The organism is Mesorhizobium loti R88b, assembly GCF_013170845.1.
Classification (GTDB): domain Bacteria; phylum Pseudomonadota; class Alphaproteobacteria; order Rhizobiales; family Rhizobiaceae; genus Mesorhizobium; species Mesorhizobium loti_B.
Map to the genome: position 1 here is coordinate 6270477 of NZ_CP033367.1, position 23599 is coordinate 6294075.

The following is a 23599-nucleotide window of genomic DNA, read 5'->3' on the forward strand; positions in this document are numbered from 1 at the left end:
CGACCCAGGGAGACTTAAGCCGACCCGCCATAGTGCCTACCGGACTGCGCGGAGCGGGGCGTGGACCGCACTGATGATGGGGAACCTGGTTCTTGCGAAGCCGTTGTGGACTATCAATAGAGGTCCTGCGCTTGAGCGAACCAGTCCCAGATATCGAGCGCAGGCCTCTCGGAAGTCCCCGCCCTCCCCCGCCGTCTCGGATCAGCGGTGCTTCCGGACAAGGCAAGCACAGGCTTATTGCGGGGATGCTTGTAGCCTGCCTCGTTCTCGGCTTCGGAGTGCTCGCCGAAGAAGTCCTGGAAGGCGACACAACCAAATTTGATCTGGCCATTATGTCGGCCCTTCGCGCGGCCGATCCGGCCTACCCGATCGGTCCGCCATGGCTTCAGGAAGCGGCCAGGGATGTGACCTCAATCGGCAGCGTGGTGTTTCTCGGCTTCGTGTTGCTGGCAGGGGTTGTCTATCTGCTTCTGGTCCACAAGCGGGCTCTGGCCATTTGGATGGCGGTGGCGGTGGTCGGCGGCGAACTGCTTGGCACGATCCTCAAGTTGAGCTTCGACCGGCCCAGGCCGGAGATCCCTCATGTCACGCGAGTATTCACGGCAAGCTTCCCGAGTGGGCATGCAATGCTTTCGGCGATCACGTTCCTGACCGTGGGTGCCCTCCTTTCACACGCAAATCAGGATTTGCGTCTCAAAGCCTATTTCATGTCGCTCGCCGTGTTTCTAACAGTGGCCGTTGGGATAAGCCGGGTCTATCTCGCGGTCCATTATCCGACCGATGTCCTGGCCGGATGGTGCATCGGATCTGGCTGGGCGATCCTGTGTTGGACAGTCGCGTTATGGTTTCAGGAAAGGCCAAAGCGGGAGCTGAAGACTTGAAGGTTATGGCGCTCATCAACAAAAGTGCCGGCGCTGCGGCGCGCAAGGGCGACATCGCGAAAGCCGTTCGGGACGGGTTCGCCGAACGTGGCGTCGAGACGGATGTGCGATTGGTGGACGGACGAGAGGTTGAAGAGCTCGCTCGGCGCTTCGTTGCCGAAAATAGGTCGAGGTCCGGCCATGGACTAACATTGGTGGTGGGCGGTGGCGACGGCACTCTCGGCAGCGCGGCCTCGGCGCTGGCGGGGACGGATGTGGTGCTCGGTGTCCTTCCGCTCGGCACATTAAACCACTTTGCCAAGGATTTGGGCGTGCCGCTCGACCTCAAGGCGGCGATCGATACAATCGCGACCGGCAAGCCTGTGGCGGTCGATGTCGCCGAGGTCAACGGCCGCGTTTTTCTCAACAACTCATCGATTGGGATCTATCCCTTTTTTGTTGCAAAGCGTTCAGCCGAGCAGCGGCGCCGCGGGTTCAGTAAGCTCGCCGCCATCGGACCCGCTATCATGAGAACGTTGAGATTCGCGTCCTGGCAGGCTGTCCACGTCGCTGCCCAGGGCACCCGCGAAAGATTGCTGACGCCCTGCGTGTTTGTTGGCAACAATTTCTACGACATCGCCGAGCTTGGCCACCGCCGCAGCCTCTCGTCAAAAGAGTTGTGCGTTTATGTCGTCAAGCGGCAGTCCTGGTTTGGACTGGCATTGCTTCCGTTCAAGATCGCGTTTGGCATGATCGACTCCACCCGAGATATTGAAATCTATCGGGCTGGTTCGCTCCAGATCACATCGCATCGCCACGCCATGCTGGTTTCTCTGGACGGCGAAGCCGTCAGCATGGACATGCCCCTGAACTTTCAGATTCGACCGGCGGCCTTGCAGGTCCTTGCCCCTGTCAAAATGACCAGAGCCGCTGGCCGTAGCTGAAAGCGGAGAACCTTTCAGTGAAAACCCTCGTCCACCTTTCGGATCTGCACTTTGGAAAAACAGAGAGCCAACTTGTGGAAGCGATCGCGGCAGAGGTTCGTGCCGTCGACGCTGATTTGCTCGTCGTCTCGGGGGATCTGACGCAACGCGCCCGGAAAGTCGAATTCCTGCACGCGCGGGCCTTTCTTGATTCCCTTCCCGGTCCCCGCATCGTGGTACCCGGCAATCATGACGTGCCGCTCTGGAATGTCTTCGCGCGTGCCGTGACGCCTCTTTCACGATACAAGCGTTACATCGCGGCGGACACGGACCCGTTCTACGCCGATAGCGAAGTCGCGGTCGTCGGGATCAACACGGCACGGTCCCTGACAATCAAGGATGGCAGGATCAATCTTCGCCAGCTCGAGGCGGCGACGGAAAAATTCGCACATATGTCCGATGACATTACCCGAGTAGTGGTGACTCATCATCCTTTTGAAGGGCTGGGTCTGGAAAGCGACGAAGGCATCGTTGGCCGCGCGGGTCTGGCCATGGATGCATTCTCGCGCAGCGGTGTCGACATCATATTGTCTGGCCACCAGCATCTTCACCGTGCCGGTTCGAGCGCTAGGCGTTACATTATCGACGGCTATGCGGCACTGCTTATTCAAGCAGGAACGGCAGTTTCATCGCGGCTTCGCCACGCTGCAAACTCGTTTAATATCATTCGCATCAGTCATCCAACGATCACCGTTGAATGTCGCGCCTGGCAGGCTGCGCAATTTGGATTCGAAACCTCGGCCAGCTATTCCTTTCGGCACGGTCCCAGCGGGTGGGAACCAGCTTGAGCGGCAGTTGCGGAAAGCGTCCACCCACCCGGAGAGGCACGCTTTTAGCAGCTGCGCCGGCGCCGGGCAAAACCGCGAAGGCGATCCAGGCGAGTTGACTCAAGATCCCGCGTCGCCGCTGTCGAAGGCAGTGGGACCGTCAGCTTCATCATTTATGCTGGAACAACAACCTGTCCAACAAGGTGGCCCTCCTTTTGCTGGATTAAGAGCCGATCGGAGTTGATCGGTGCGGGGGCAGAAGTTCAGTCATCTCGAATAGAGGAACCATGTATATCGGGTGCAAACACTGACGAACTCGCCTGCTTTGCACACCTCAGCCATTTGCCTGCCTTGCCGAGCGCATCGCTCTTTCCGGCCGCTATCGTCAATTTACCAACAAGACCTACATAGCGGCGCTCAATTCTGGGGCCTCGTCACCTGCACCTTCGTTGCCGCCTGAAATAAGCTTCAGCTTCCTCGAGCCCCAAGGATAGTCGACGCCTTCCACCAGAATTTCCTGGGGCGCGGGCGTCTGTTGGAAGAGCGCCATGACCTGATCAGCGAACGTAGCGAGTGGCATAAAGCGCTCGTTGGTTTCCTGACCGGGGTCAGTTCAGTCTGCACGGCGGGCGAAGCCAACACTGTGAGCTCGATCCTGCCTCCTAGGACGGCACGCTATGAAACCGTATAGCCGTGAATCGCAGCCTTGATCGCTGAGTAGGTCGGGGCGATTACCAGCGGCACGAACGCCAAACCTGAGCTGACGTTGATGATTACAGCATTGGGTTGCCGACCCAGGAGCTCGATCAACGCATTGATAAGGCGGATGGCCGCCACGGAAAGAACCGGTCAGAGCAGCGAACCGTGCTGCCCTTTAGCATTGCTCGTTTTGCCTTGAGGCGAGATGACCTCTCAACCTTTCCGCTCCTGCTTGGCTCTGGCAAAGCCCCGATCCGTCGCGATAAATCGCTCAAGCATGGGCACAATCAGGCGAAGAGGATCAGGGGAAGGCTGACCCGCGTCGCGGCCAAGGATCTCAGCATATCTCGACAGATCGCGGTGCAGCGGCGCCGGCAGTTCCACTGTGACCTTAACCGGCTTGTCGTCTGCAATCGGACCGAGTTTCAGCTTGGCCATTTTCAGCCTCCGTAGGGTTCGAGCACGAGATCGCGCGTAACGACGACACGCACATTGACGCCCGGCCGTATCGTCAGCGTCGGTGCGATGTTGAGTTGGCGCTGGACGATCTGCTGGCCCACCTGGCTGAGGCTGTCGGAGGCGCCGCCGCGCAAGGCGCGCACGATGTCACTTTCCTGGCCGGACGAGCCGGCCTCAGCACCAACGCTGAGGATGGTGGTGAGTGCGGCAGCCTTGAACAGTTCGGCCCAATGGTAGTCCACGCCGTCCTCAAGGCCGGCATAGCCTTGGGCGTCAGTGCCAGGCTGGCGCTCAAGAACAATGGAGCGTCCGTTGGGAAAGACCAGCCTGCTCCAGACAAGCAGCACGCGCCGCTGGCCGAAGCCGACGTCGTTGTCGTATTGGCCAATGACACGCGTCCCTTGCGGGATCAGCAGCGAGCGACCCGTGGGACTGTCATAGACATTTTCGGTCACCTGGGCGGTGATCTGACCAGGCAGATCGGAACGGATACCGGTGATGAGGGCGGCCGGGATGACGGCCCCTGCCTGGAGCACATAGGGCGATGCCGGCGGCGTGACGCGATCCGGCGCCACGGTGCGCCGATCAGCGGCCGCATTCAGAAAGCCAAGTTGACGGTCTTGCGTGGTCGACTGGCCGATCTGACCGGCAAGGTCGGGGCCGCCAAGGTTCGGCGGGGAAGTTCCTGCGGGCGGGGTTTCGGCCATCGCCGCGGTTGACTGCCCCGTCTGGAAGAAGACACGCGAGGTTCGGGCCGCCTCCTCTTCGGCCCGCCGGCGCTGTTGCGCCTCATCGACCATGGGTGCCGCGATCGTTGGCGGCACGACGGGCTGTCCCTTGTTCTGGGCATCAAGCAGCGGCCGGCCAAGATCGCCAGGCAGCGGCGGCCCAAGAACGGGACCGGTATAGTCGCGCGGCAGGCTGGCCAGTCCATCGGCGGGCTGCCTGTTGGACGTCGAGTACAGCTCGTCGCCATGCCTGCCGGTTTCACTCGTCTGAAGCGCGTAGATCAGCGCGCCGCCGACGCCAAGCGATGCACATAAGCCGATGCCGGCGAGCACCTTGCGCGACAGGCGCGTGACGCGCGGCGGATCGGCGCGAAGCTGCATGGGGGCAGCCGGGATCTCGTTCTCGTTCACGAGTGCTCCCCTCCCCTTTGACGAAATGCGTCCTTTGCATTCGGCGCCGCATTGGTGCCTGACATCGACAGACCTCTCCGCGTGGCATCGGTGCGGACGATCCTGACGGTCTGTTGCCGCTTGCCACTGCCAAGTCGCAATTCCGCCGCGCCAAAGAGACGGTCGACGATCAGGGTGTTCTGGTAGACGCGGCTGTTGGCGATTTCAGCCTCGCCATCCGGGCCGATGACGAAGATGGGCGGCATCTCGCCTTGCACGATCCCGCCTGGAAACTCGACATAGACCCGCCTGCCGTCGTCGTAGACGCTGACGGGCCTCCAGGGGGGCGCGTCGCCGGTGAGACCATAGCGGTAGTTGCGTGCGGTGATGGCGGGCATCACCGGCGTCGCGGGGATCGCACGCGCTTGTCCGGCCGGCGGCGCGGGATAGACCCATGACACGGCGGGCATGTACGGCTTCTCGCCCGATTGCAACTCGATCATGTAGCTGCGCCGGTCAGTGGTGATGACGAGATTGGTGTTGATGTCCGAGCGCGAAGGCTTGACCAGCACATGGACGCGCCTGGTGACGCCCGCTCCGCTTTCGGTATCACCGATGATCCAGCGCGCGGTATCGCCCGCCGCTATCGGACCTTCGCCGGTCAGGCTTTCGCCAGGCTCGAGCGCGATGTCCGTTATCCGTCCTGGAGCGGCATAGACCTGATAAAGGGCTCCTTCACTCCAGGGATAGATCTGAATGGCGTTGTAATAGCCCTCACGACGCGGCTGGACTCGCGCCGCCGCGTTGGCGTTCTCGACGCGCGTCACCGGCGTGCTGCCGGCGACACCGCCGCGGGCCGGGACCCACCCTGGTGGAACGTGCAGCGACTTTGGCCTTTCATCGAGCGCGGCTGCCGGAGCGGCGGGCAAAGGCGGCACGTAAGCATCATAGGAGATCTGCGGTGGTTTGTGCGGTGTGGCGCAACCGGCAAGTATGGAGCCCGATAGCAACACCACGGCAAACGCCGACCTTGCCGAAGCCGGAGTGGCGATGACACACAATGGCAGGTTCATTGGCTCATCTCCCGGGACCAGTCGATGGCGTTGACGTAGATGCCGAGCGGATTGGCGCGAAGACGTTCGGCGTCGTTTGGCATCTGTGTCACGATCGTCAGGATCGCGGTCCAGCGCTCGGTGCCGGAAAGCTGGCCGTTTTCGTAGTGGTGCTCGATCCAGGCGACACGAAAGGAGCCCGGTGAAGCCCTGATGACCGACGAAATATCCACCGCGACCTGCTGCTTGCCGACCCTGGAGAAAGGGTCGTTCGCGCGGGCGTAGTCGTTGAGCGCTGCGGCGCCCTGGTCGGTGGTCCAATCATAGGCGCGCAGCCAGTCCTGGCGCAGGACGATTGGATCGGCGGGGATGGAGCGCACCTGTTCGACAAAGCGGGCGAGATGCCACGCTATCTGAGGATCAGTCGGCTTATAATCTGCAATCGCGGGCGCGGTCGCTTGAACCTGGCCCATTTTGTCGACCTGCACGACCCAGGGCACGACGGTACCGCGGCCCAATTGCCAGACCAGTGACGTGGAAAGGCCTGCCGACAAGATGAGCGACCCGAACGCCATGGCGCGCCAGTTGCGTGCCTGCACGCGCGCAGAGCCGATGCGTTCATCCCAGATCTGCTGCGCCTTTTGATAGGGGGTTTCCGGCCCAGGGGTCTTGCCGTAGTGGACGTCGGGTCGCCTGAAGATATTCATCTTGTCATTTGCCTTCAGAAAGAGAAATCGAAGCTCCGCCGCCATGGCTGTCGCCGGCGCGTATCGCGTGGGCGGCGGTCTGTGCGCCATGAGAGAGGCGTTGAGAGCGCTGCAAGCGTCTGGCCCATTCCGGCTGTCCGTGCGTGCCAGATGGCTTGCCAGCGCCGGACGCAGGAGCCGCGTCTGACAACGCGGCGCCGCCGATCGTTCCCATGGTGGTCGACGAACCGCCGGTGATTTCAGCCGCCGAACTGGCGCCGGAGGCGAAGCTGGACTTAAGCGACTGACCGGTGTTTGCGGCAGCGCGCTTGAGAGGAGAGGAGGCTGCCGCAGCGCCAGCACGCGCAATGCCGCCCAAACCGGAGGCGATGCCTGCCGCGCCAGCTTGGCCGGCGGCGCCAAGCGTGTAAGCGGCCGAGGCGCCGCCAGCGAGTGACGTGCCGCTACGCGCGGCTGACATCGCGCCCGAGAATACGGCTGTCCCGCCTCGCGCCGCCAGGCCGGCTGCGCCATGGCCCACAACCGCCATGCCGCCAGCGGCAAGGCCAGTGCCGACGGCCGCACCGGCCCCAAGCTGCGGTCCACCCGCGACGAGGCCGTTGGCGATGCCAGGACCGAAGATGCCGAGGCCAAGCAGCGACAGCGCCGCCAATACGATCGCCATGGCCTGGTCGATGGTCGGGCTCTCACCGCCGAAACCCTGGGTGAATTCGCCGAAGAGCGTCGATCCGATGCCGATGACGACGGCAAGCACCAGAACCTTGATGCCGGACGAGATGACGTTGCCGAGCACGCGCTCGGCCATGAAGGCAGTTTTGCCGAAGAGGCCGAAGGGAATCAGCACGAAGCCGGCCAGCGTCGCCAGCTTGAACTCGATCAGCGTCACAAAGAGCTGTACCGCCAAAATGAAGAAGGCGAGCAGGACGAGCGCCCAGGCAAAGAGCAGGCAAGCGATCTGGATGAAGTTTTCAAAAAAGGAGACGTAGCCCATCAAACCGGAGATCGCCTCAAGCAATGGTCGTCCCGCATCGAGACCGGTTTGCGCCACCTTGCCGGGGTGCAGCAGGTCCTGTGCCGAGAAGCCGGTTCCGCTCGCCTTCAGACCAAGACCGGAGAAACTTTCGAACACGATTTGGGCGAGACCGTTCCAGTTGGATATCAGATAGGCGAAGACACCGACGAAGAGCGTCTTCTTGACGAGCCGCGCGAGAATGTCGTCATCAGCGCCCCAGCTCCAGAAGAGCGCGGCGAGCGTAACGTCGATGACGATCAGCGTGGTGGCGACGAAGGCGACCTCGCCGCCGAGCAGGCCGAAACCGCTGTCGATGTAGCGGCTGAAAGTGGCCAGGAATTGGTCGATGACACCGGTATTGCCCATATCTATCGGGCCTCGTGCAGGGCAGCATCTGGCGCGTCCGGCTCGCCTATCGAACGCCCCGATGGCTCTTTCAGACCAAGGAAGCGATCGCGCTGTTCAGCCCACAGCCGCGCGCATCCATCGTCACGCAGCGCAGCCTCGCCGAGGATTTGGCAGCGGCGCAGACCATCGTGAAGCGGGTTCGGTATCAAGCCTGCGGTTGTGTGCGCGCTTTCGCCCGCCGGCTTGTTGTAGTTCCGGCTCTTACCGAGCGCGGCTGCCGTGACGGCGCCCGCGACAAAGATGACAGCCACCATGCGAGCGAGGGTTTTGCCGTCCATGGCCTTCGACCTCAGCGGTTGAACATCTGGACCGAGCCGGCCTCGTAGCCGGAGTCCGGCGCCAGGAAGCGGCGGCGTTGCTCGCGGCCCTGATCGACCGCGGCGGCACGCTCGGCCTCACTCAGAGCCTGGGCGCGGCCGTTGGCGGCGACCACAGCGGTCAGGTCCGCGAGCTGCTGGCCCTGGAGCGCAAGAAGCTGATTGCCAGCTTGCGTCGCCTGCAGCGCTCCGGTCGCCGATTGGCTGGCGCCGACCAGCGCCGACATCTGCGCGCGGCCGGTCTCGATGTTTCCAACGACGCCCGCCTGGACGCGCATGGCGTCCTGAAGGCCGCCCACCGTGTTTTGCCAGCGCGAGCGCGCGTCCGTGACGAGCTCCTGGTCGGATGCAGAGAGCGAGACGCTGCCGTATTGCTGCTGAAAGGCCTTGTCGACCTGCTGGACGTCGAAGGCGATGTTTTGTGCTTGCCCGAGAAGCTGTTGCGTGCGTTGCACCGACTGTTGCAGTTGCTGCAGCGAGGACAAAGGCAGGCTCGCCAGGTTGCGCGCCTGGTTGATCAGCATCTGGGCCTGGTTCTGAAGCGAGGTGATCTGGTTTGTGATCTGCTGCAGGGAACGCGCGGCCGTCAGAACATTCTGGGAATAGTTCGATGGATCAAACACGATGAAGGCATACGCTGGGGCAGTCATCATCGGCGAGATGGCGGACGGCGCGGCGAGCATCGCCGCGACCAGAAAGATGGCGCGCGGACGGCTTTGATGAACAGTCATGGTTGCGGATCCTTTTCAGGTTCGGGAAGGGTGAGGTTGGGAATGAGGTCGACGGCCCAGCCGACGTCACGGGCACGCAGCCAGGCCGCCAGGAAGCCGTGGCGGCCATGCTCGGCGATGATGCTGCTGATCAAGGCCTGATCGCTCTTCGAGGACGCGGCGCAAAGTGCCAGCCCGACCTCGGACAGGCCGAGCTCGAAGAGACGGTTGCCGCGACGGGACTGGCAGTAGTAATCGCGCTTGGGTGTCGCTCTCGCCAGGATTTCGATCTGGCGGTCGTTCAGGCCGAAGCGCCGATAGATGGCGGTAATCTGCGGCTCAGCCGCGCGCTCATTGGGCAACAGCAGCCGGGTTGGACAGCTTTCGATGATCGCCGGCGCGATGGTCGAATTGTCGATATCGGCAAGTGACTGGGTGGCGAAGACGACGCTGGCGTTCTTCTTGCGCAGCGTCTTCAGCCACTCGCGCAACTGCCCGGCAAACCCCTCGTCATCGAGGGCAAGCCAGCCTTCGTCGATGATGAGGAGCGTCGGACGCCCGTCGAGCCGATCGCCGATGCGATGAAACAGATAGGACAGGACAGCCGGTGCGGCTTGCGTGCCCACCAGTCCTTCTATCTCGAAGGCCTGCACGGATGCCTGGCCGAGGTGTTCGGCCTCGGCGTCGAGCAATCGGCCGTGAGCGCCTCCGACACAGTAAGGGCGCAATGCCTGCTTCAAGTCATTGGCTTGCAACAGCACACTGAGCCCGGTGATGGTGCGCTCCTCGACGGGAGCCGAGCCAAGCGACGTCAGCGCCGCCCAGATATGCTCCTTTGCGTCCGGGGTGATCTGGATGCCCTCGCGCATCAGGATCGCAACGATCCAGTCAGCCGCCCAGGCGCGCTCGTATGTGTAATCAACCCGGGCTAGCGGCTGCAGCGAAACGGAGGCGTCCACGCCTTCGGTGAGGCGCCCGCCCAGATCGTGCCAGTCGCCACCCATGGCGAGTGCCGCGGCGCGGATAGAGCCGCCGAAATCGAAGGCAAATATCTGAGCGTTGCGGTAGCGGCAGAACTGCAGCGCCATCAGCGCGAGCAGCACCGACTTGCCGGCGCCAGTGGGGCCGACGACCAGCGTATGACCGACATCGCCGACATGAAGGACCAACCGGAACGGGGTCGAGCCTTCGGTCTTGCCGTAAAGCAAGGGCGGACTGACCAGATGCTCGTCCCGTTCCGGCCCCGCCCACACGGCGGACAGCGGCATCATGTGGGCGAGATTGAGCGTTGAGATGGGAGGCTGACGGACATTGGCGTAGGCGTGCCCGGGCAAGGAACCGAGCCAGGCGTCGACGGCGTTGACGGTCTCGGCAATCGCCGTGAAGTCGCGGCCCTGGATGACCTTCTCGACAAGCCGTAATTTCTCTTCGGCCACGCGCGGGTCGCAATCCCAGATAGCGACGGTCGCGGTGACATAGGCCATGCCCGCCATGTCGGCGCCGAGCTCCTGCAACGCCGTATCGGCGTCGGCCGCCTTGTTGGCGGCGTCGGTGTCGAGGAGGGGTGACGCTTCGTTGGTCATCACCTCTTTGAGGATCGAGGCGATGCTCTTGCGCTTCGCAAACCATTGCCGCCTTATCCTGGTCAACAGGCGGACAGCGTCGACCTTGTCGAGCAGGATCGCGCGGGTCGACCAGCGATAGGGGAAGGCCAGCCGATTGAGGTCATCAAGCAGGCCGGGTGTCGTGGCAGTCGGGAAGCCGACAATCGAGAGCACGCGAAGATGCTTGTCGCCAAGCCGCGGCTCGAGCCCGCCCGCGAGCGGTTCATCGGCCAGCAGCGCATCGAGATAGATCGGCGTCTCGGGGACGCGCACCTTATGGCGTTTGGTCGAGATCGTCGAATGCAGGTAGGTGAGCGTTTCGCCGTCATCGAGCCAGTGGCATTCCGGCATGAACCCGTCGAGCAGGGACAGCACGCGCTCCGTCCGGTCGACAAAGGCGCGCACGATCTCGCCCGGATCCGCGTCCGACTGGTCGCGACCCTCATAAAGCCATCCTTCGGCGCGCGTGGCGTCTTCTGGCGGTGGCAGGAACAGGAATGTGAGAAAGTAGCTCGACACGAAATGAACCCCCTCCTCGTCGAAATCGGCTTTGCGCTCGGCATCGAGCAGGCTGGAGGCCGCATTGGGAAACTGGCTCTCGGGATAGGAGGCGGCTTCGTGCCGCTGCGCTTCGACAAAGACGCTCCAGCCCGAGCCGAGGCGACGAAAGGCGTTGTTGATGCGGGACGCCACCGCAACCAGCTCTGCCGCGACGGCGGAGTCGAGATCGGGGCCGCGAAACCTCGCGGTGCGCTGAAAGCTTCCATCCTTGTTGAGCACGACGCCCGGCGCGATAAGAGCTGCCCAAGGCAGATAGTCGGCAAGGCGAGCAGCGGTTTGGCGGTATTCGGCAAGGCTCATCATGGCGGCGCCCTCAAACCGAAAAATGTCCGGGGAGCCGCAGGTGTCGGCGCCCAACCTCGAAAAACAGCGGATCGCGCCTGGCGGCCCATACCGCCGTGAGATGTCCGATTGCCCAGATGAGGAGACCGACCAGCCACAGCCGCAGCCCAAGACCGACAGCGCCCGCCAGCGTGCCATTCAGGATCGCGATTGCGCGCGGCGCGCCACCGAGCAGGATCTGTTCCGTCAGCGCCCGGTGGACGGGCACCGTCCACCCCGGCACCGCGTCGAGTTGCTCAAGAGCGGTTGTCATCAGATCAACGCTCCGCCGCCGAACGAGAAGAACGACAGGAAGAAACTCGACGCCGCAAAGGCGATCGAAAGGCCAAAAACGATCTGGATGAGCCGCCTGAAGCCGCCCGAACTGTCACCGAAGGCAAGCGTCAGGCCGGTGACGATGATGATGATGACGGCCATGATCTTGGAAACCGGTCCCTCGACCGATTGCAGGATCTTTTCGAGTGGCTGTTCCCACGGCATCGAGGAGCCCGACGCATGGGCGCTCGCCGCGACCAGGAGATTGACGGCAAGGGCGGTGGCGCCTGCGGCCAAGTGGCGGTGGCAGCGTACAAGGAGGCGGATCATGAGGTTTCTCCTGGGTTGATCGGTGTGGCTTCAGCAATGCGATAATCGCCGTCAGGGCCGAGGCCCTCGACCCGGACGAGTTCGCTAAGCCGTCGCGCGGTGCCACGTCCCGACAGGACGGCGACGAGGCCGATCGTGTCGGCGATCAACGCACGCGGGACAGTGACGACGGCTTCCTGGATAAGCTGCTCCAGGCGGCGCAGGGCGCCGATGCCGGAGCCCGCATGAAGGGTGCCAATGCCGCCGGGGTGCCCGGTTCCCCATGCCTTCAAGAGGTCGAGGGCCTCGGAGCCACGCACCTCGCCTATGGGAATGCGATCGGGCCGAAGGCGCAGCGAAGAGCGAACCAGGTCGGCGAGCGTGGCGACGCCATCCTTGGTGCGCATTGCGACAAGATTGGGCGCGGCGCACTGCAGTTCGCGTGTGTCCTCGATGATGACGACCCGATCCATCCCTTTCGCCACTTCGGCGAGCAGCGCGTTGGTCAGCGTCGTCTTGCCAGTCGATGTGCCGCCGGCGACAAGGATGTTCGCGCGACCGGCAACCGCGGCGCGCAATATCGCGGCCTGGCCGGCGGACAAGATGCCTGCCGCGACGTAGTCATCGAGCGTGAACACGGCGACGGCGGGCTTGCGGATCGCGAAGGCGGGTGCTGCGACGACGGGCGGCAACAAGCCCTCGAAACGCTCGCCGGTTTGCGGCAACTCGGCCGAGACGCGCGGGGAACGGGAATGGACCTCGGCGCCGACATGATGGGCGACCAGGCGCACAATCCGCTCGCCAGCGGCAGGCGCCAGCATTTCCCCTGTATCGGCCAAACCTTCCGAAAGCCGATCCACCCAGATACGGCCATCCGGGTTCAGCATTATTTCAACGATTGCGGGATCGTCGAGAAACCTGGCGATGGCGGGTCCGAGCGCGGTGCGCAGCATGCGCGAGCTGCGCGCGCGTCCCTCGGTATCGTTGTGCGATATAGCCATCCTGTCCCCGTCTGAGCCGGGAACGCGTCAAACAACGCCCGGTCGGGGACGATCAAAGGAGCCCTGAAGCGGTCCGATTCAACGGGTTTCACCCGTCATCGTAGCGTAGCGTGCAATTACCGGCCAACGGCGGTGCCGACGGCAGCCGCGCTATAATGTAGACTTTCGCAATAATTTGTCTATGTTTATTGACACTCGACTCCCGCCGGGTTTATGAGAGAACCACCGATGGCCTGCCCCTACAGGCGATCGTTTTTTCCACGGCGCGGAGGGTGTCATGAGGTCCGGTCCCGAGGGCACGATTTCTCGGCGCAAAACCGCCTTTCTCAGGCAAGCCGAGACGATACTGACATCGTCGCCGCCCGCCTCGACGAAGAGTGGTGGCACCCCGTGAGCATGCTCGAGATCTGGCTGGGCATTCTGCAAGGGCTGGGTATCACCGCAGAGGTCACCGCCTATGGCCTGGTCTTTGCGGTCCCCTTCGCGCTCGTCTTCGGCATAGCGCAGTTTCTGACCACCGGCTTGACGCGCTTTCTGGTTACCGCCGTGATCGAGTTCTGGCGCAGCTCAGCGGTCGTCGTCCTGCTCTTCTTCTTTTACTACGTGCTGCCGGTGATGGGGGTCACTCTGTCGGCGCTGACCGTCAGCGCATTGGTGCTCGGTCTGAACGCCGGCGGCTATGCCAGCCAGGCGGTTCGCGCCGGGCTGCAGTCCCTGCCCGCCGGCCAACGCGAGGCGGGCATGGCGCTCGGCCTCTCGCGCCCGGCGATCCTGCTCCTGATCGAGCTGCCGCAGGCGCTGGTCGCGATGAGCCCGACCTTCGTCAACAACCTTATCCAGCTCGTCAAGGCGACTTCCCTCGTCTCGTTGGTCACGCTGACGGACATGACCTTCCGCGCCAAGGAAATCGCACAGACCGACTACGATCCCGTCGCGATCTATTCGGCGCTGCTGCTGGCCTTCTTCGTCGTGTGTTATCCGATCGCACTTGCCGGCCGCTGGCTCGAGGCGCGGGTCAATCCTGAAAGAGGAACGCGGCGTGGGATTTAACTTCGATTTCGCACTAACGACCGTCCCGACGATCATCGGGGCGATCGGAACGACCCTGCTCGCAACGGTCTTGAGTTGCCTCGGCGCCTCAGTGCTTGGCTTCACTTTCGAAATGATCCGCCGCGGAGGCGGTGCGGCTGGCCTCGCCGTCCGCTTCCTGATCGACTTCATCCGCTCGACGCCGGTTCTGGCCTGGCTCTATTTCCTGTATTTCGTCCTGCCCTTCTACGGGATCCGGCTTGGCGCCATGACGGTCGGCATACTGGGGCTCAGCCTGTACTACAGCGGCTATCTGGCGGAGGTGTTCAAAGCGGGCATCGACGCGATCCCGAAGGGCCAGCAGGAAGCAGCCAGAGCGTTGTCGCTCAACCGCCGCGACACAGTCGTTTTCGTCATCGCGCCGCAGATGTTGCGCAACGTCGCCGCTCCGTTGGGCAACTATCTTGTGTCGATCCTCAAGGCGACGCCCTATCTGGCAATCCTGGCCGTGCCCGAAATGCTCGGACGCGCCTTCGATATCGCTTCCGAGACCTACCGATACGCAGAGCCGCTGACCGTCGCCGGCATTCTGTTTCTCGCCCTAGCGCTGCTACTTGCTTATGGCGTGAGGCGCGTCGAGCAGCGCCTGCTTGCAGTTGGACGCCGCTGATGCTCGCTCAGGCCCCACCTCCAGTCCCGGCCGTTCAATCCATCCCTCATGTCCGGATCGACGGCCTCAACAAATGGTTCGGCGCCCTGCACGTTTTGAAAAACATCGATCTTTCCGTACGAGCGGGCGCACGCATCGTCGTTTGCGGACCGTCCGGCTCCGGCAAGTCGACCTTGATCCGCTGCATCAACGGTCTCGAGCCTTTCCAAAAGGGAACGATTCAGTTCGAAGCGGCAACTCTGGACAAGGATGGCCGCGATGCCACGAAGGCGCGCCGGCAGACAGGCATGGTGTTTCAGAGCTTCAACCTGTTTCCGCACCTCACCGTGCTCGCCAACTGCACGCTGGCGCTACGCCGGGTTCTCCTGAAACCGGCACGGGAGGCCGAAGAGATCGCCATGCAGCATCTGACAGCGGTGCACATCCCCGAAAAGGCGCAGGCCTACCCGGCCCAGCTCTCGGGCGGTCAACAACAAAGGGTGGCGATCGCGCGCGCGCTTTGCCTCAATCCCCGCATCATGCTGTTCGACGAACCCACCTCGGCGCTCGACCCGGAAATGATCAAGGAAGTCCTGGACGTCATGATCGCGCTCGCGGGAACGGGCGTGACCATGGTCTGCGTGACCCATGAAATGGGTTTCGCACGCGAAGTCGCGGATGAGATCGTTTTCATGGACGAAGGCCGCATTGTCGAGCATGCCTCGTCCAAAGACTTTTTCTCAGCGGCCGCTCACCCACGCGCCCGGCTGTTCCTGGATACCATCCTGAGGCATTGAGAGCCGACGCGTGTGGACCGGCGTGCGGCATGCGGCGCGCAAGCGCGCCACATGCCGGAATCGCCGAGCAGGTCACCACTCCGGCGCGAACGCGTAGCCCGCCGAGCGGACCGTCCGGATCACATCGCTTCCCACGGACGCCCGAAGCCTTTTGCGCAGCCTGGCTATATGAACGTCAACGCCCCGCACGTCGGTTGCGGTGGCATGTTCAGGCCACGCGGTCGCGACCAGTTCCTCGCGGCTGAAGACCTTGCCAGGCTGCGCCAAAAGGCTGCGTAAAAGCTTGAACTCGATCGGTGGCATCACGATCTCTTTTTGCCTGAAGAATGTCCGGTGGGTCTGCCGCTCCAGCCGGAAATCGCCCTGAACCAGCTCACCCGAGTCCGTTTCGCGCGATAGCTTCGCAAGGCCCGCTTTGCCATGCAGCCAGGCCAGAAGCTGTTCGGGGGCGAACGGCCGGGAAAATATCTCGTCGACGCCTGCCTTGATCAAATCCAGATGTAGCTTGCCCGAACGCGGGGCAACCAGGCTCACGACCGGAGTTCCTTTGGTTGCGGCGCTAGACTTCAACCAGGTGCATTGTTTGACCACTGCACGGTCGCCTGGATGGCAGTCCATGATCACGGCAAGCGGGGCTGCCGCCTCGATGACGCGTGCGATTTCCCGGTCTCCCGTAATCAGTCGAATCTCGAAGCCAGCCACCGAAAGTATGTGCCCGAAAACCAGGAAAAAATCCGGGTCCTTCGAGGAAATCAGGACCAGCGGCTTCATGAGTCCATCGACCGGGTTCGACACATCATAAGGCTGACTACCGCGCAAATGGGCGCGATGACAATATCCCTGGGTTTCTTTGAATCCTTTCAACCTTTCTGGGTCGTGCCTCAGCCCAAGTTTCGGGTGCTTATGGATAAAGCGGGAATGCATCGAGTGTGGACGGCAGCTTTGCGCCTCATTTCAGACGTTTGGATGCTGCTGCAGTCTTCCCGGAACCTGCCGTTTATTCTAGTTGGATTCGGTTGACGCTGACGATCGTCAGCCTGTCGAAGGCACTGAGCGCCCCAAGTTGCAGCAAGAAGACGCGTTCTATTGCAGTTCTCCGTTCCCTACCCGGGCATCGGTGCGCCTCAGTGTGGCCGTACAGATAGTGGCGATTGGTAAGGCGATAGCGAAGGTGTCAGCCTTAGCTACCCAAGCGCCCACCTACAGCCATCTGCCGGGATATAAGCTCGATATTTCGCGCGGTCAGCGCATCGGCAGCGTTTCATCGGAATGGTGCTCACGCCCCGACGATCGACGCTATTTTTCTCTGGGCGAGCTTCTCGCGGCCGTTCGCACGCATAGCCGAGCTGCCGCGGTCCGGGCGATCAAGACTGGGTGGAGGGAAGCTGCGATCTTGGTAGGTTCGCTCGAAGATCCGGTTGCGGGAGAAGCCCGAGCACTCACCGGATCTCACGAAATACCACAACATCCAACTCGAATTTTCGCTCGGCAAAGGCGACGCTCAGTGAGGCCGTTCCCCTATTAGGACGCGTCTCAATCCATGGAGTGCGCAATGCTGGATCATCGGGCAACGAAACGGAGTGCATGGTTTTGGTATGAAGAAAAGCGGCAAAGCGAGCGACACATCGACCGACGCCATGGCGAACTGGATGTGCGCGCAGGGATTTGTCGGCAATGGAGGATCGCATCTCTTATCGCGCTCGCGGGCGGATCGCTGCTCGCCGCGTGCACCGTCGCTGAATCCGCGCCGACAGCCCCGCCCTCCGCGCAAAAGGTTGCAAGCTGCGAAGCCTTGACCGGCATGGCGCTCAAGCACGGCAGGGTCGATGCCGCAATCTCGTTGGCGGGCGGAGCCATGGTCAATGTGGAGGCTGGCAAGCCTGGCCTGCCTGCACCCGCTGCCTTCTGCCGTGTCAAGGCGACACTGTCGCCTGTGGCGGGCTCGACAATCAAGGTCGAGGTGTGGTTGCCAGAGCGCGCGAACTGGAACGGCAAGCTGCTCGGCGCCGGCAACGGGGGTTTCGGTACAAACTTGTTGCTGCCTTCACTGCTGATGCGCGGGGCGGTCCAGAAGGGCTATGCCGCCGTTGGCACCGACATGGGGCACTTCGGCGAAAGCGACGTCGATGGGAGTTGGGCGCTTAACGCACCCGAAAAGATTCGCGACTATGGCTGGCGCGCGAACCATCTCGGTGCCGAGACAGCGAGACAGGTAATCGCGGCCTTTTACGAAGGCCCACTCGCCTCGAGCTATTTTTACGGCTGTTCGGACGGGGGGCGCGAGGCGCTGACCCTTGCGCAGCGCTATCCTGTCGATTATGACGCGATCATCGCGGGTGCGCCAGCTATGCCGTGGACGCGCCTGGCGAGCGCCTTTGCTGGCAATGCGGTCGCGGCGGAAAAGCCGGGCGCCGACCTGTCGCTCTCCAAGCTGAAGCTGTTGCAGACGGCCTCGCTCGGGCAGTGCGACGGCCTCGACGGGGTCAAGGACGGGGTGATCGAAGATCCGCGGAACTGCCACGTTAATCCCGCCAAGTTAGTCTGTAAGGGCGGCGACAGCGCCGAGTGCCTGACCTCAGACGAGGTTGCGACCGCGAAGCTGTTATACGACGGTCCCAAGACGCCGGACGGCAAATCCTTTTACCCCGGCTTTGCGCCGGGTGCGGAGGCCGAAGAGGGAACCTGGGCGATGTGGCTGACCGGAAGTAATTCACAGCACGCGAAGTTCGGCACCGCATTCTTCCGGTATTTCGTGCACTCCAATCCCGACTGGCAGCTCTCCGACTTCAACCTTGAGCGTGATTATACGTTAGCCAAGGCGCGTGTGGGCGACGACCTCGACGCCGACCAGCCCGACCTTGGGGCGTTCTTCAATCGCGGCGGCAAGCTGATCCTCTATCACGGCTGGAACGACCCTGGGATCCCGGCGCAGAACACGGTCGACTATTATGAGCGCGTCGTCGCGGCCAATCCGCGCGCCGCCGCGACCTCGGTCCGCCTGTTCATGGTGCCGGGTATGTCACATTGTATTGCGGGACCCGGTCCCGACATTTTCGATCCGCTGACGCCCCTCGACAGCTGGCGTCAAGGCGGGGCCGCGCCCGAGCGGATCATTGCGACCAAATATGACAATGATCTGTTCGCATTTGTCGGCCTGCCCGCGAAAGCTGGGCGGACGCGGCCGCTCTGCGCGTTCCCGAAGGTCGCGAAATGGGACGGCAAGGGCCCGACCGACGATGCCGCGAGCTTCGCCTGTGAGGCGCCAATAAAATGATCAGGTGGCACTGGGGTCGCTAAACCATCACTGATTGAGCACGTGTAGCGGCCGGGTCGCTTGCCCTGTGGCTACCCCCGGTTGATTCTAAAATTGCGCAGATCCGGCTGGGGCGGCTTCAGCGAAAAGTAGGTGACCGCCAAGCCGCATAGAGAACAACTTGTCGTCAAGGTGCGTTAATGGCACCGTGTCCTCACAACGGTGGAGAAGCTCCAAAATGTAGGGGCGTTGAGGCGACATATGCGTTCACAGGACGGAGTCCAAGAGCTTGAAAAATTCACTGACGATCTCACTCATATTCTCAATCTGAGTAAAAAGTGGATCGGGCGCGATACAAGCTTTATCGCTGAGAGCTTGATTGCCGCACTCTGCCCAATGCTCGATATGGATTTTGTCTATCTCCGCTTAGATACGGCGGTACACGCGTTTATCCGATTTGGCCAGTCGTTCACCACTCCGCCTGAAGCAGAGGAAATGTCGGACCGGGTTGGGCGATGGCTCGACACGGACCCGCCCCTGCGATCTCATTTTCTTTCGGCGGGCGACATGTCGATCTCGGTCGTTGCCGTTCCATTGGGTGTCAGCCTAGGGATCGGCTGGTTGGTGGCAGGCTCTCGTCGCCCTGCGTTCCCAAGCCAAAATGATCATTTGCGCCTCAACGTGGCCGCTAGCCAGGCAACAATCGCCTTTCGAGAAGTGTTGCAACTAAGTGATCGTGCACTGCCGCGCGCCGCGCGTGACCAACTTTCCGACGGGGCGCTCGCAGAACGTGAGAGCGACCTAAGGCTTTTCATCGACACCATACCTGTGGCCGCGTGGTGCACCACTGCTGACGGTATGGCCGAAATTTTCAATCAATATCATTTGGACTATGTGGGACGCACATATGCAGAGATGCGGGGCCTAGGCTTTCTGGCACAATTCCATCCCGACGATTTGCCAGGTCTTCTCTCCATCTGGCAGGGAATGATGGCCTCCAAACGGGGAGGTGATTTGGAAGGGCGAGTGCGCCGCGCAGATGGCGAATATCGCTGGACGCTCATGCGCACCAAACCCTTACTTGATGAGAGTGGCGATGTACTCATGTGGTACGGCGTCAACACCGACATCGAGGACCGCAAGCGCGCGCAAAATGCTCTTTTGGCGGCAGAGGCGCTCGCGGAGAGTGAGCGGAACTTGCGCTCGATGATTGATTCTCTCCCCGTTCTTGTCTGGGCGAGCAGCGCAGACGGAAGTGCTGACTATGTAAACAAGCACTACCTTGACTATGCGGGCCTTCCTGAGAGCGACATCATCGGCTGGGGATACTTAGCTTTGATCCATCCCGATGATGTGGAGGGGCTGCTCGCCAGCTGGAAAGCTCAACTGGGGCTGGACTTGGCTGTGAGCCAGGCCCGTATCCGTCGCCACGACGGCGAGTACCACAGGTTCTATTTCGCCGGCCGGAAATTCACTGACCCAACCGGCGCGGACAGATGGCTCGGGGTCAATTTGGACATTGAGGATTTGAAGCGGGCCGAAGATGCTTTGAAGGCCAGCGAAGCTGCCCTTGAAATGAGTGAACGCAGACTGCAGCAAATCATCGCCGCGATTCCAGGATTGGTTTGGTCTGCCACCAGCGAGGGGGCCGGCACGTTCGCAAATCAGCATTATCTCGACTATGTAGGCTTCTCGGCAGAGGAAGCTCTTGGGCATGGCTGGGCCACCGCAGTTCATCCGGAGGATTTGGAGAGCGTCGCCGCTACGTGGAAATCCATGCTGAGTTCGGGCAGAGGTGGAGATGTCGAGGCCCGGATACGCCGCGCGGATGGCCAGTATCGTTGGTTCTTGTTTCGGACGAACCCGCTTTACGACGACAACGGAAACCTTATCCAGTGGTTCGGCATCAACACGGATATCGATGACCGAAAGCGCGCCGAACAAAACTTGCGCAACGCACAGTCGGAACTGGCGCACGTCACCCGCATGATAACGATGGGCGAACTGGCGGTGTCGATCGCTCACGAGGTGAACCAACCTTTAATGGCTATCGTCACCAACGCAGCGACATGTCTAAGATGGCTTGAGGATTCCCAACTCGATGTCGGCCAAGCGAGGCAAGCTGCCGATCGGATTATCAGAGACGGACATCGCGCAGGCGAGATTATTAGCGGCATTCGAGCATTGGCGCGCAAATCTCCGCTAAATATCGAAGCAATGGATCTTGAGCAGGCAATCCGCGAAGTCCTGGAATTGTTGCATGGTGAACTCAGCCGCCATGGCATAGAATCGTCGGTTGAATTTTCAGGAAATGTTGCTGAGGTGCTTGGCGACAGAATCCAACTTCAACAGGTCGTGCTCAACCTGATCATGAACGGTGCAGAGGCAATGGCAGGGAGGTCCCAACCGCGTGAGTTGGTTATAAAAACGACCGTTGTCGACGGGTTCGCAAAGGTCAGCGTAGCTGACACAGGTATTGGCTTTGACGCCAATACTGCCGACCGACTATTTGACGCTTTTTTCACAACAAAACCAAACGGGCTCGGGATGGGCCTTTCAATTTGCCGATCAATCGTAGAGGCCCACGCGGGCCAAATCAGCGTAACGCAGAACCGTCCTGTAGGCAGTGTGCTCAGTTTCACCGTTCCTTTGGCGCCGGAGGCGGTTCCCATTGAACAGAGACCATAATGTGAAAAGGCCATCCGTCGTCGTAATCGACGATGACAAAAGTGTACGCGAGGCACTTCGAGGTCTGTTCGAGTCTGTTGGGTTGGCGACCGAGACTTATGGTTCTGTGCAGGATTTCAGGGCTAGTGACCATCCTGAACAAGCCGGCTGTTTGGTAGTCGACATACGACTTCCCGGAGAGAGCGGTCTGGAGTTTCAAGAGTCACTCGCTCGAAACGGCTCACCCAGATCGGTTGTCCTTATCAGCGCGCATGCCGACGTGCCGATGTCCGTACGAGCTATGCGGGCCGGCGCCATTGACGTCTTGACTAAGCCGGTTCGCGAACAGGATCTGCTCGAAGCGGTCTATCGGGGGATCGCGGAAGATGGTGCCCGCCGAATTGAAGCAAGTTCGAGAGCCGGCGTTGAGGCGAGATACGCTGCCCTCACCGATCGCGAGCGACAGATCATGGGTCTGGTCGTAACGGGAATGCAGAATAAGCAAATTGCTGCAGAGCTATGTATCACTGAGGCTACCGTCAAACTCCATCGCGGGAATGTGATGCGCAAAATGGAGGCCCATTCGCTTGCCGCGCTTGTCAGGATGGCTGACATCCGAACTTAGCTTCGTTGCCTAGATTCAAACCGAAAAGACACACCTCGACTAACGTCTAGCGCTACGCGTCTTTTCGTTAGATTGCGGCTCTAACCAGAAGGGTCCAGTATCCCGTGATGAAGGATACAAGAGTGCCGGCCCAAACTCCTACTATTGCATGCGTAGACGACGAGGCATCTATACGCGAGGCACTTGACGGGCTTCTTAGAGCATACGGATACAGGGTTGTAACTTTCGCTTCTGCCGAAGCCTTCCTTGAGTTCGAACTTCTTGACTCTGTGTCGTGTCTTATTGCCGACATCAGGTTAGGGGGAATATCCGGGCTGCAACTTTTGACAGAGTTGAACGAGACGGGACACGCTATTCCCACCATCATTATCTCCGCCTTCGGCGAGAATGGCTATAGAACACAGGCGATGAGGGCTGGCGCTGTCGACATCTTATTAAAACCCATTTCATCGATACGCCTCCTGACAGCGGTCGAGACTTGCCTGAAAGGTCATGGACCCAAGTCGGCATAAACAACGAAAACGCAACGGTATCGGAGCTGAAATGCAAACATACCAGATTGAAATTGGGCAAGGGTCTACACAGACCGATCTCCTTAGCGTCCAAAAGGAAATGATGGAATTTGGGCGGTACCGCGTTCTGCCAGCCTCCCGCCTTCTGCTCTGTTGTGGCGAAGAAATTCCGATTGGTGGCCGCGCATTTGATCTGCTGGTCGCCCTGTTGCGAATGCGCGGTCGGCTGGTCGACAAGAATGAGATTAGAAACAGCGTATGGCCATCTATCGCCGTAGACGAATCGAACATTAGATTTCAGATCGCCTCACTTCGCAGAGTTCTCGGACCTGAAGGAGATTTGATCAAGACCATTCCAGGGCGTGGCTATCTGATGGCCGATCCGGATTTTGTTCCTGACCCACCCCTGACCCAACTGCCGATGATGCCGACGAGCCATTCAGAGTTTCCAACATGGCTTAAGGGTCACTACGAGCCGAACTCAGCGGACGAGCCGTACGTAGCCGTTGTAGATGACGACGCCACCATATTGGATTCCTTGGCAGGCCTTATTCGCTGCGCGGGCTTTCGCGCCGAGACTTTTCTGTCGACACGTGCCTTTCTGGATAGCGAGCAGGCAAATCCGCCGATTTGTATCGTTCTAGATGCCTGGCTGCCAGGCCAGGGTGGTCTGAATTTTCAGGACAAGCTGCTCAGTGCCGGTGCCTACGTCCCCATCATCTTCATTAGTGGTCACGCCGATATCGCAATGTCGGTGCGTGCAATCAAGAACGGTGCGACGGAATTCCTAACCAAGCCGGTCCGGCACGAGGACTTGCTCAACGCGATTACAACGGCTGCAGTGGCCTCCGTGCCACCATATATCGAGCAGTATCAATCGTTATGAGTACGTTCTGAAACCGA

Annotated in this window: 24 protein-coding genes; 11 read left to right on the forward strand and 13 right to left on the reverse strand. The window is 61.2% G+C overall.

Annotated features, from left to right (window positions below; translation table 11 throughout):
• The first annotated feature begins 245 nt into the window (after nt 1–245).
• The 3 genes from EB235_RS30545 to EB235_RS30555 are packed head-to-tail and all read left to right on the forward strand — an operon-like array spanning nt 246 to nt 2631.
• Nucleotides 246–881 (forward strand): phosphatase PAP2 family protein, encoded by a 636-nt coding sequence (locus EB235_RS30545; RefSeq protein WP_245268902.1) that lies wholly within the window; start codon nt 246–248, stop codon nt 879–881.
• Nucleotides 882–886: 5 nt separating this feature from the next.
• The gene (locus EB235_RS30550) at nt 887–1804 is read left to right on the forward strand and encodes a diacylglycerol/lipid kinase family protein (protein ID WP_246741404.1); all 918 of its coding nucleotides are present in this window, start codon (nt 887–889) and stop codon (nt 1802–1804) included.
• Nucleotides 1805–1821: 17 nt separating this feature from the next.
• A complete protein-coding gene (locus EB235_RS30555) occupies nt 1822–2631 on the forward strand; it encodes a metallophosphoesterase family protein (RefSeq protein ID WP_027033696.1) in 810 nt (269 codons plus the stop codon).
• Between the two features lie 654 nt (nt 2632–3285).
• On the opposite strand, the gene EB235_RS34900 is transcribed toward EB235_RS30555, so the two are convergent.
• The 12 genes from EB235_RS34900 to trbB all read right to left on the reverse strand — a co-directional run bounded on the left by EB235_RS34900 (nt 3286) and on the right by trbB (nt 13164).
• On the reverse strand, nt 3286–3447 hold the full coding sequence (locus tag EB235_RS34900; protein ID WP_245268900.1) for an SDR family NAD(P)-dependent oxidoreductase: 162 nt from the start codon (nt 3445–3447) through the stop codon (nt 3286–3288).
• A gap of 75 nt (nt 3448–3522) precedes the next feature.
• The gene (locus EB235_RS30565; RefSeq protein WP_032925983.1) at nt 3523–3747 is read right to left on the reverse strand and encodes a DUF2274 domain-containing protein; all 225 of its coding nucleotides are present in this window, start codon (nt 3745–3747) and stop codon (nt 3523–3525) included.
• A gap of 2 nt (nt 3748–3749) precedes the next feature.
• The gene (locus tag EB235_RS30570; protein ID WP_027033694.1) at nt 3750–4907 is read right to left on the reverse strand and encodes a TrbI/VirB10 family protein; all 1158 of its coding nucleotides are present in this window, start codon (nt 4905–4907) and stop codon (nt 3750–3752) included.
• On the reverse strand, nt 4904–5959 hold the full coding sequence (gene trbG / locus EB235_RS30575; RefSeq protein WP_027033693.1) for a P-type conjugative transfer protein TrbG: 1056 nt from the start codon (nt 5957–5959) through the stop codon (nt 4904–4906). Before trbG ends, EB235_RS30570 begins: the two co-directional genes overlap by 4 nt.
• On the reverse strand, nt 5956–6645 hold the full coding sequence (gene trbF / locus EB235_RS30580) for a conjugal transfer protein TrbF (protein ID WP_027033692.1): 690 nt from the start codon (nt 6643–6645) through the stop codon (nt 5956–5958). Before trbF ends, trbG begins: the two co-directional genes overlap by 4 nt.
• A gap of 4 nt (nt 6646–6649) precedes the next feature.
• Complete coding sequence (gene trbL, locus EB235_RS30585) at nt 6650–8023, reverse strand: P-type conjugative transfer protein TrbL (RefSeq protein ID WP_027033691.1); 1374 nt, start codon at nt 8021–8023, stop codon at nt 6650–6652.
• 2 nt (nt 8024–8025) lie between these two features.
• The gene (gene trbK-alt / locus EB235_RS30590) at nt 8026–8343 is read right to left on the reverse strand and encodes a putative entry exclusion protein TrbK-alt (protein ID WP_051429785.1); all 318 of its coding nucleotides are present in this window, start codon (nt 8341–8343) and stop codon (nt 8026–8028) included.
• Nucleotides 8344–8354: 11 nt separating this feature from the next.
• A complete protein-coding gene (gene trbJ, locus EB235_RS30595) occupies nt 8355–9113 on the reverse strand; it encodes a P-type conjugative transfer protein TrbJ (protein ID WP_027033690.1) in 759 nt (252 codons plus the stop codon).
• Nucleotides 9110–11560, reverse strand: a complete 2451-nt coding sequence (gene trbE / locus EB235_RS30600) for a conjugal transfer protein TrbE (protein WP_027033689.1) — start codon at nt 11558–11560, stop codon at nt 9110–9112. Before trbE ends, trbJ begins: the two co-directional genes overlap by 4 nt.
• 10 nt (nt 11561–11570) lie before the next feature.
• Nucleotides 11571–11852, reverse strand: coding sequence for a VirB3 family type IV secretion system protein (locus EB235_RS30605; RefSeq protein ID WP_027033688.1), 282 nt, complete (start codon nt 11850–11852; stop codon nt 11571–11573).
• A complete protein-coding gene (locus EB235_RS30610; protein ID WP_027033687.1) occupies nt 11852–12184 on the reverse strand; it encodes a TrbC/VirB2 family protein in 333 nt (110 codons plus the stop codon). The genes EB235_RS30605 and EB235_RS30610 overlap by 1 nt, the downstream gene beginning before the upstream one ends.
• Nucleotides 12181–13164, reverse strand: a complete 984-nt coding sequence (gene trbB / locus EB235_RS30615) for a P-type conjugative transfer ATPase TrbB (protein ID WP_027033686.1) — start codon at nt 13162–13164, stop codon at nt 12181–12183. Before trbB ends, EB235_RS30610 begins: the two co-directional genes overlap by 4 nt.
• A gap of 390 nt (nt 13165–13554) precedes the next feature.
• On the opposite strand from trbB, the gene EB235_RS30620 reads away from it, so the two are divergent.
• Genes EB235_RS30620 through EB235_RS30630 form a run of 3 tightly spaced genes read left to right on the forward strand, consistent with a single transcriptional unit; the run spans nt 13555 to nt 15639 of the window.
• Nucleotides 13555–14214, forward strand: a complete 660-nt coding sequence (locus EB235_RS30620) for an amino acid ABC transporter permease (protein ID WP_027033685.1) — start codon at nt 13555–13557, stop codon at nt 14212–14214.
• The gene (gene ehuD / locus EB235_RS30625) at nt 14204–14863 is read left to right on the forward strand and encodes an ectoine/hydroxyectoine ABC transporter permease subunit EhuD (RefSeq protein WP_027033684.1); all 660 of its coding nucleotides are present in this window, start codon (nt 14204–14206) and stop codon (nt 14861–14863) included. Before EB235_RS30620 ends, ehuD begins: the two co-directional genes overlap by 11 nt.
• A complete protein-coding gene (locus EB235_RS30630; protein ID WP_027033683.1) occupies nt 14863–15639 on the forward strand; it encodes an amino acid ABC transporter ATP-binding protein in 777 nt (258 codons plus the stop codon). The genes ehuD and EB235_RS30630 overlap by 1 nt, the downstream gene beginning before the upstream one ends.
• Nucleotides 15640–15711: 72 nt before the next feature.
• Here EB235_RS30630 and EB235_RS30635 read toward each other — a convergent pair whose 3' ends face one another.
• Nucleotides 15712–16410 (reverse strand): winged helix-turn-helix transcriptional regulator, encoded by a 699-nt coding sequence (locus tag EB235_RS30635; RefSeq protein WP_027033682.1) that lies wholly within the window; start codon nt 16408–16410, stop codon nt 15712–15714.
• 781 nt (nt 16411–17191) lie between these two features.
• Here EB235_RS30635 and EB235_RS30640 point away from each other — a divergent pair.
• The 5 genes from EB235_RS30640 to EB235_RS30660 all read left to right on the forward strand — a co-directional run bounded on the left by EB235_RS30640 (nt 17192) and on the right by EB235_RS30660 (nt 23582).
• Nucleotides 17192–18913, forward strand: coding sequence for a tannase/feruloyl esterase family alpha/beta hydrolase (locus EB235_RS30640; RefSeq protein ID WP_167334900.1), 1722 nt, complete (start codon nt 17192–17194; stop codon nt 18911–18913).
• Nucleotides 18914–19153: 240 nt separating this feature from the next.
• Nucleotides 19154–21580 carry a PAS domain-containing sensor histidine kinase gene (locus EB235_RS30645; RefSeq protein ID WP_245268899.1) on the forward strand — a complete coding sequence of 809 codons (2427 nt, stop codon included), beginning with the start codon at nt 19154–19156 and terminating at the stop codon, nt 21578–21580.
• On the forward strand, nt 21564–22184 hold the full coding sequence (locus EB235_RS30650) for a response regulator transcription factor (protein ID WP_027033679.1): 621 nt from the start codon (nt 21564–21566) through the stop codon (nt 22182–22184). The genes EB235_RS30645 and EB235_RS30650 overlap by 17 nt, the downstream gene beginning before the upstream one ends.
• A 107-nt stretch (nt 22185–22291) precedes the next feature.
• Nucleotides 22292–22696 carry a response regulator transcription factor gene (locus EB235_RS35310; RefSeq protein WP_027033678.1) on the forward strand — a complete coding sequence of 135 codons (405 nt, stop codon included), beginning with the start codon at nt 22292–22294 and terminating at the stop codon, nt 22694–22696.
• A 31-nt stretch (nt 22697–22727) separates the two neighbouring features.
• Complete coding sequence (locus EB235_RS30660) at nt 22728–23582, forward strand: response regulator (RefSeq protein ID WP_051429783.1); 855 nt, start codon at nt 22728–22730, stop codon at nt 23580–23582.
• Nucleotides 23583–23599 lie beyond the last annotated feature (17 nt).

Coding starts and splice junctions, on each gene's coding strand:
- trbB (WP_027033686.1), bottom strand. CDS start 13,164: ATGGCTATATCGCACAACGATACCGAGGGACGCGCGCGCAGCTCGCGC.
- EB235_RS30645 (WP_245268899.1), top strand. CDS start 19,154: ATGCGTTCACAGGACGGAGTCCAAGAGCTTGAAAAATTCACTGACGAT.
- trbG (WP_027033693.1), bottom strand. CDS start 5,959: ATGAACCTGCCATTGTGTGTCATCGCCACTCCGGCTTCGGCAAGGTCG.
- EB235_RS30550 (WP_246741404.1), top strand. CDS start 887: ATGGCGCTCATCAACAAAAGTGCCGGCGCTGCGGCGCGCAAGGGCGAC.
- trbF (WP_027033692.1), bottom strand. CDS start 6,645: ATGAATATCTTCAGGCGACCCGACGTCCACTACGGCAAGACCCCTGGG.
- EB235_RS35310 (WP_027033678.1), top strand. CDS start 22,292: ATGAAGGATACAAGAGTGCCGGCCCAAACTCCTACTATTGCATGCGTA.
- EB235_RS30640 (WP_167334900.1), top strand. CDS start 17,192: ATGCTGGATCATCGGGCAACGAAACGGAGTGCATGGTTTTGGTATGAA.
- EB235_RS30630 (WP_027033683.1), top strand. CDS start 14,863: ATGCTCGCTCAGGCCCCACCTCCAGTCCCGGCCGTTCAATCCATCCCT.
- EB235_RS30545 (WP_245268902.1), top strand. CDS start 246: ATGCTTGTAGCCTGCCTCGTTCTCGGCTTCGGAGTGCTCGCCGAAGAA.
- EB235_RS30660 (WP_051429783.1), top strand. CDS start 22,728: ATGCAAACATACCAGATTGAAATTGGGCAAGGGTCTACACAGACCGAT.
- EB235_RS30635 (WP_027033682.1), bottom strand. CDS start 16,410: ATGAAGCCGCTGGTCCTGATTTCCTCGAAGGACCCGGATTTTTTCCTG.
- trbJ (WP_027033690.1), bottom strand. CDS start 9,113: ATGACTGTTCATCAAAGCCGTCCGCGCGCCATCTTTCTGGTCGCGGCG.
- EB235_RS30565 (WP_032925983.1), bottom strand. CDS start 3,747: ATGGCCAAGCTGAAACTCGGTCCGATTGCAGACGACAAGCCGGTTAAG.
- EB235_RS30610 (WP_027033687.1), bottom strand. CDS start 12,184: ATGATCCGCCTCCTTGTACGCTGCCACCGCCACTTGGCCGCAGGCGCC.
- trbK-alt (WP_051429785.1), bottom strand. CDS start 8,343: ATGGACGGCAAAACCCTCGCTCGCATGGTGGCTGTCATCTTTGTCGCG.
- trbL (WP_027033691.1), bottom strand. CDS start 8,023: ATGGGCAATACCGGTGTCATCGACCAATTCCTGGCCACTTTCAGCCGC.
- EB235_RS30605 (WP_027033688.1), bottom strand. CDS start 11,852: ATGACAACCGCTCTTGAGCAACTCGACGCGGTGCCGGGGTGGACGGTG.
- trbE (WP_027033689.1), bottom strand. CDS start 11,560: ATGATGAGCCTTGCCGAATACCGCCAAACCGCTGCTCGCCTTGCCGAC.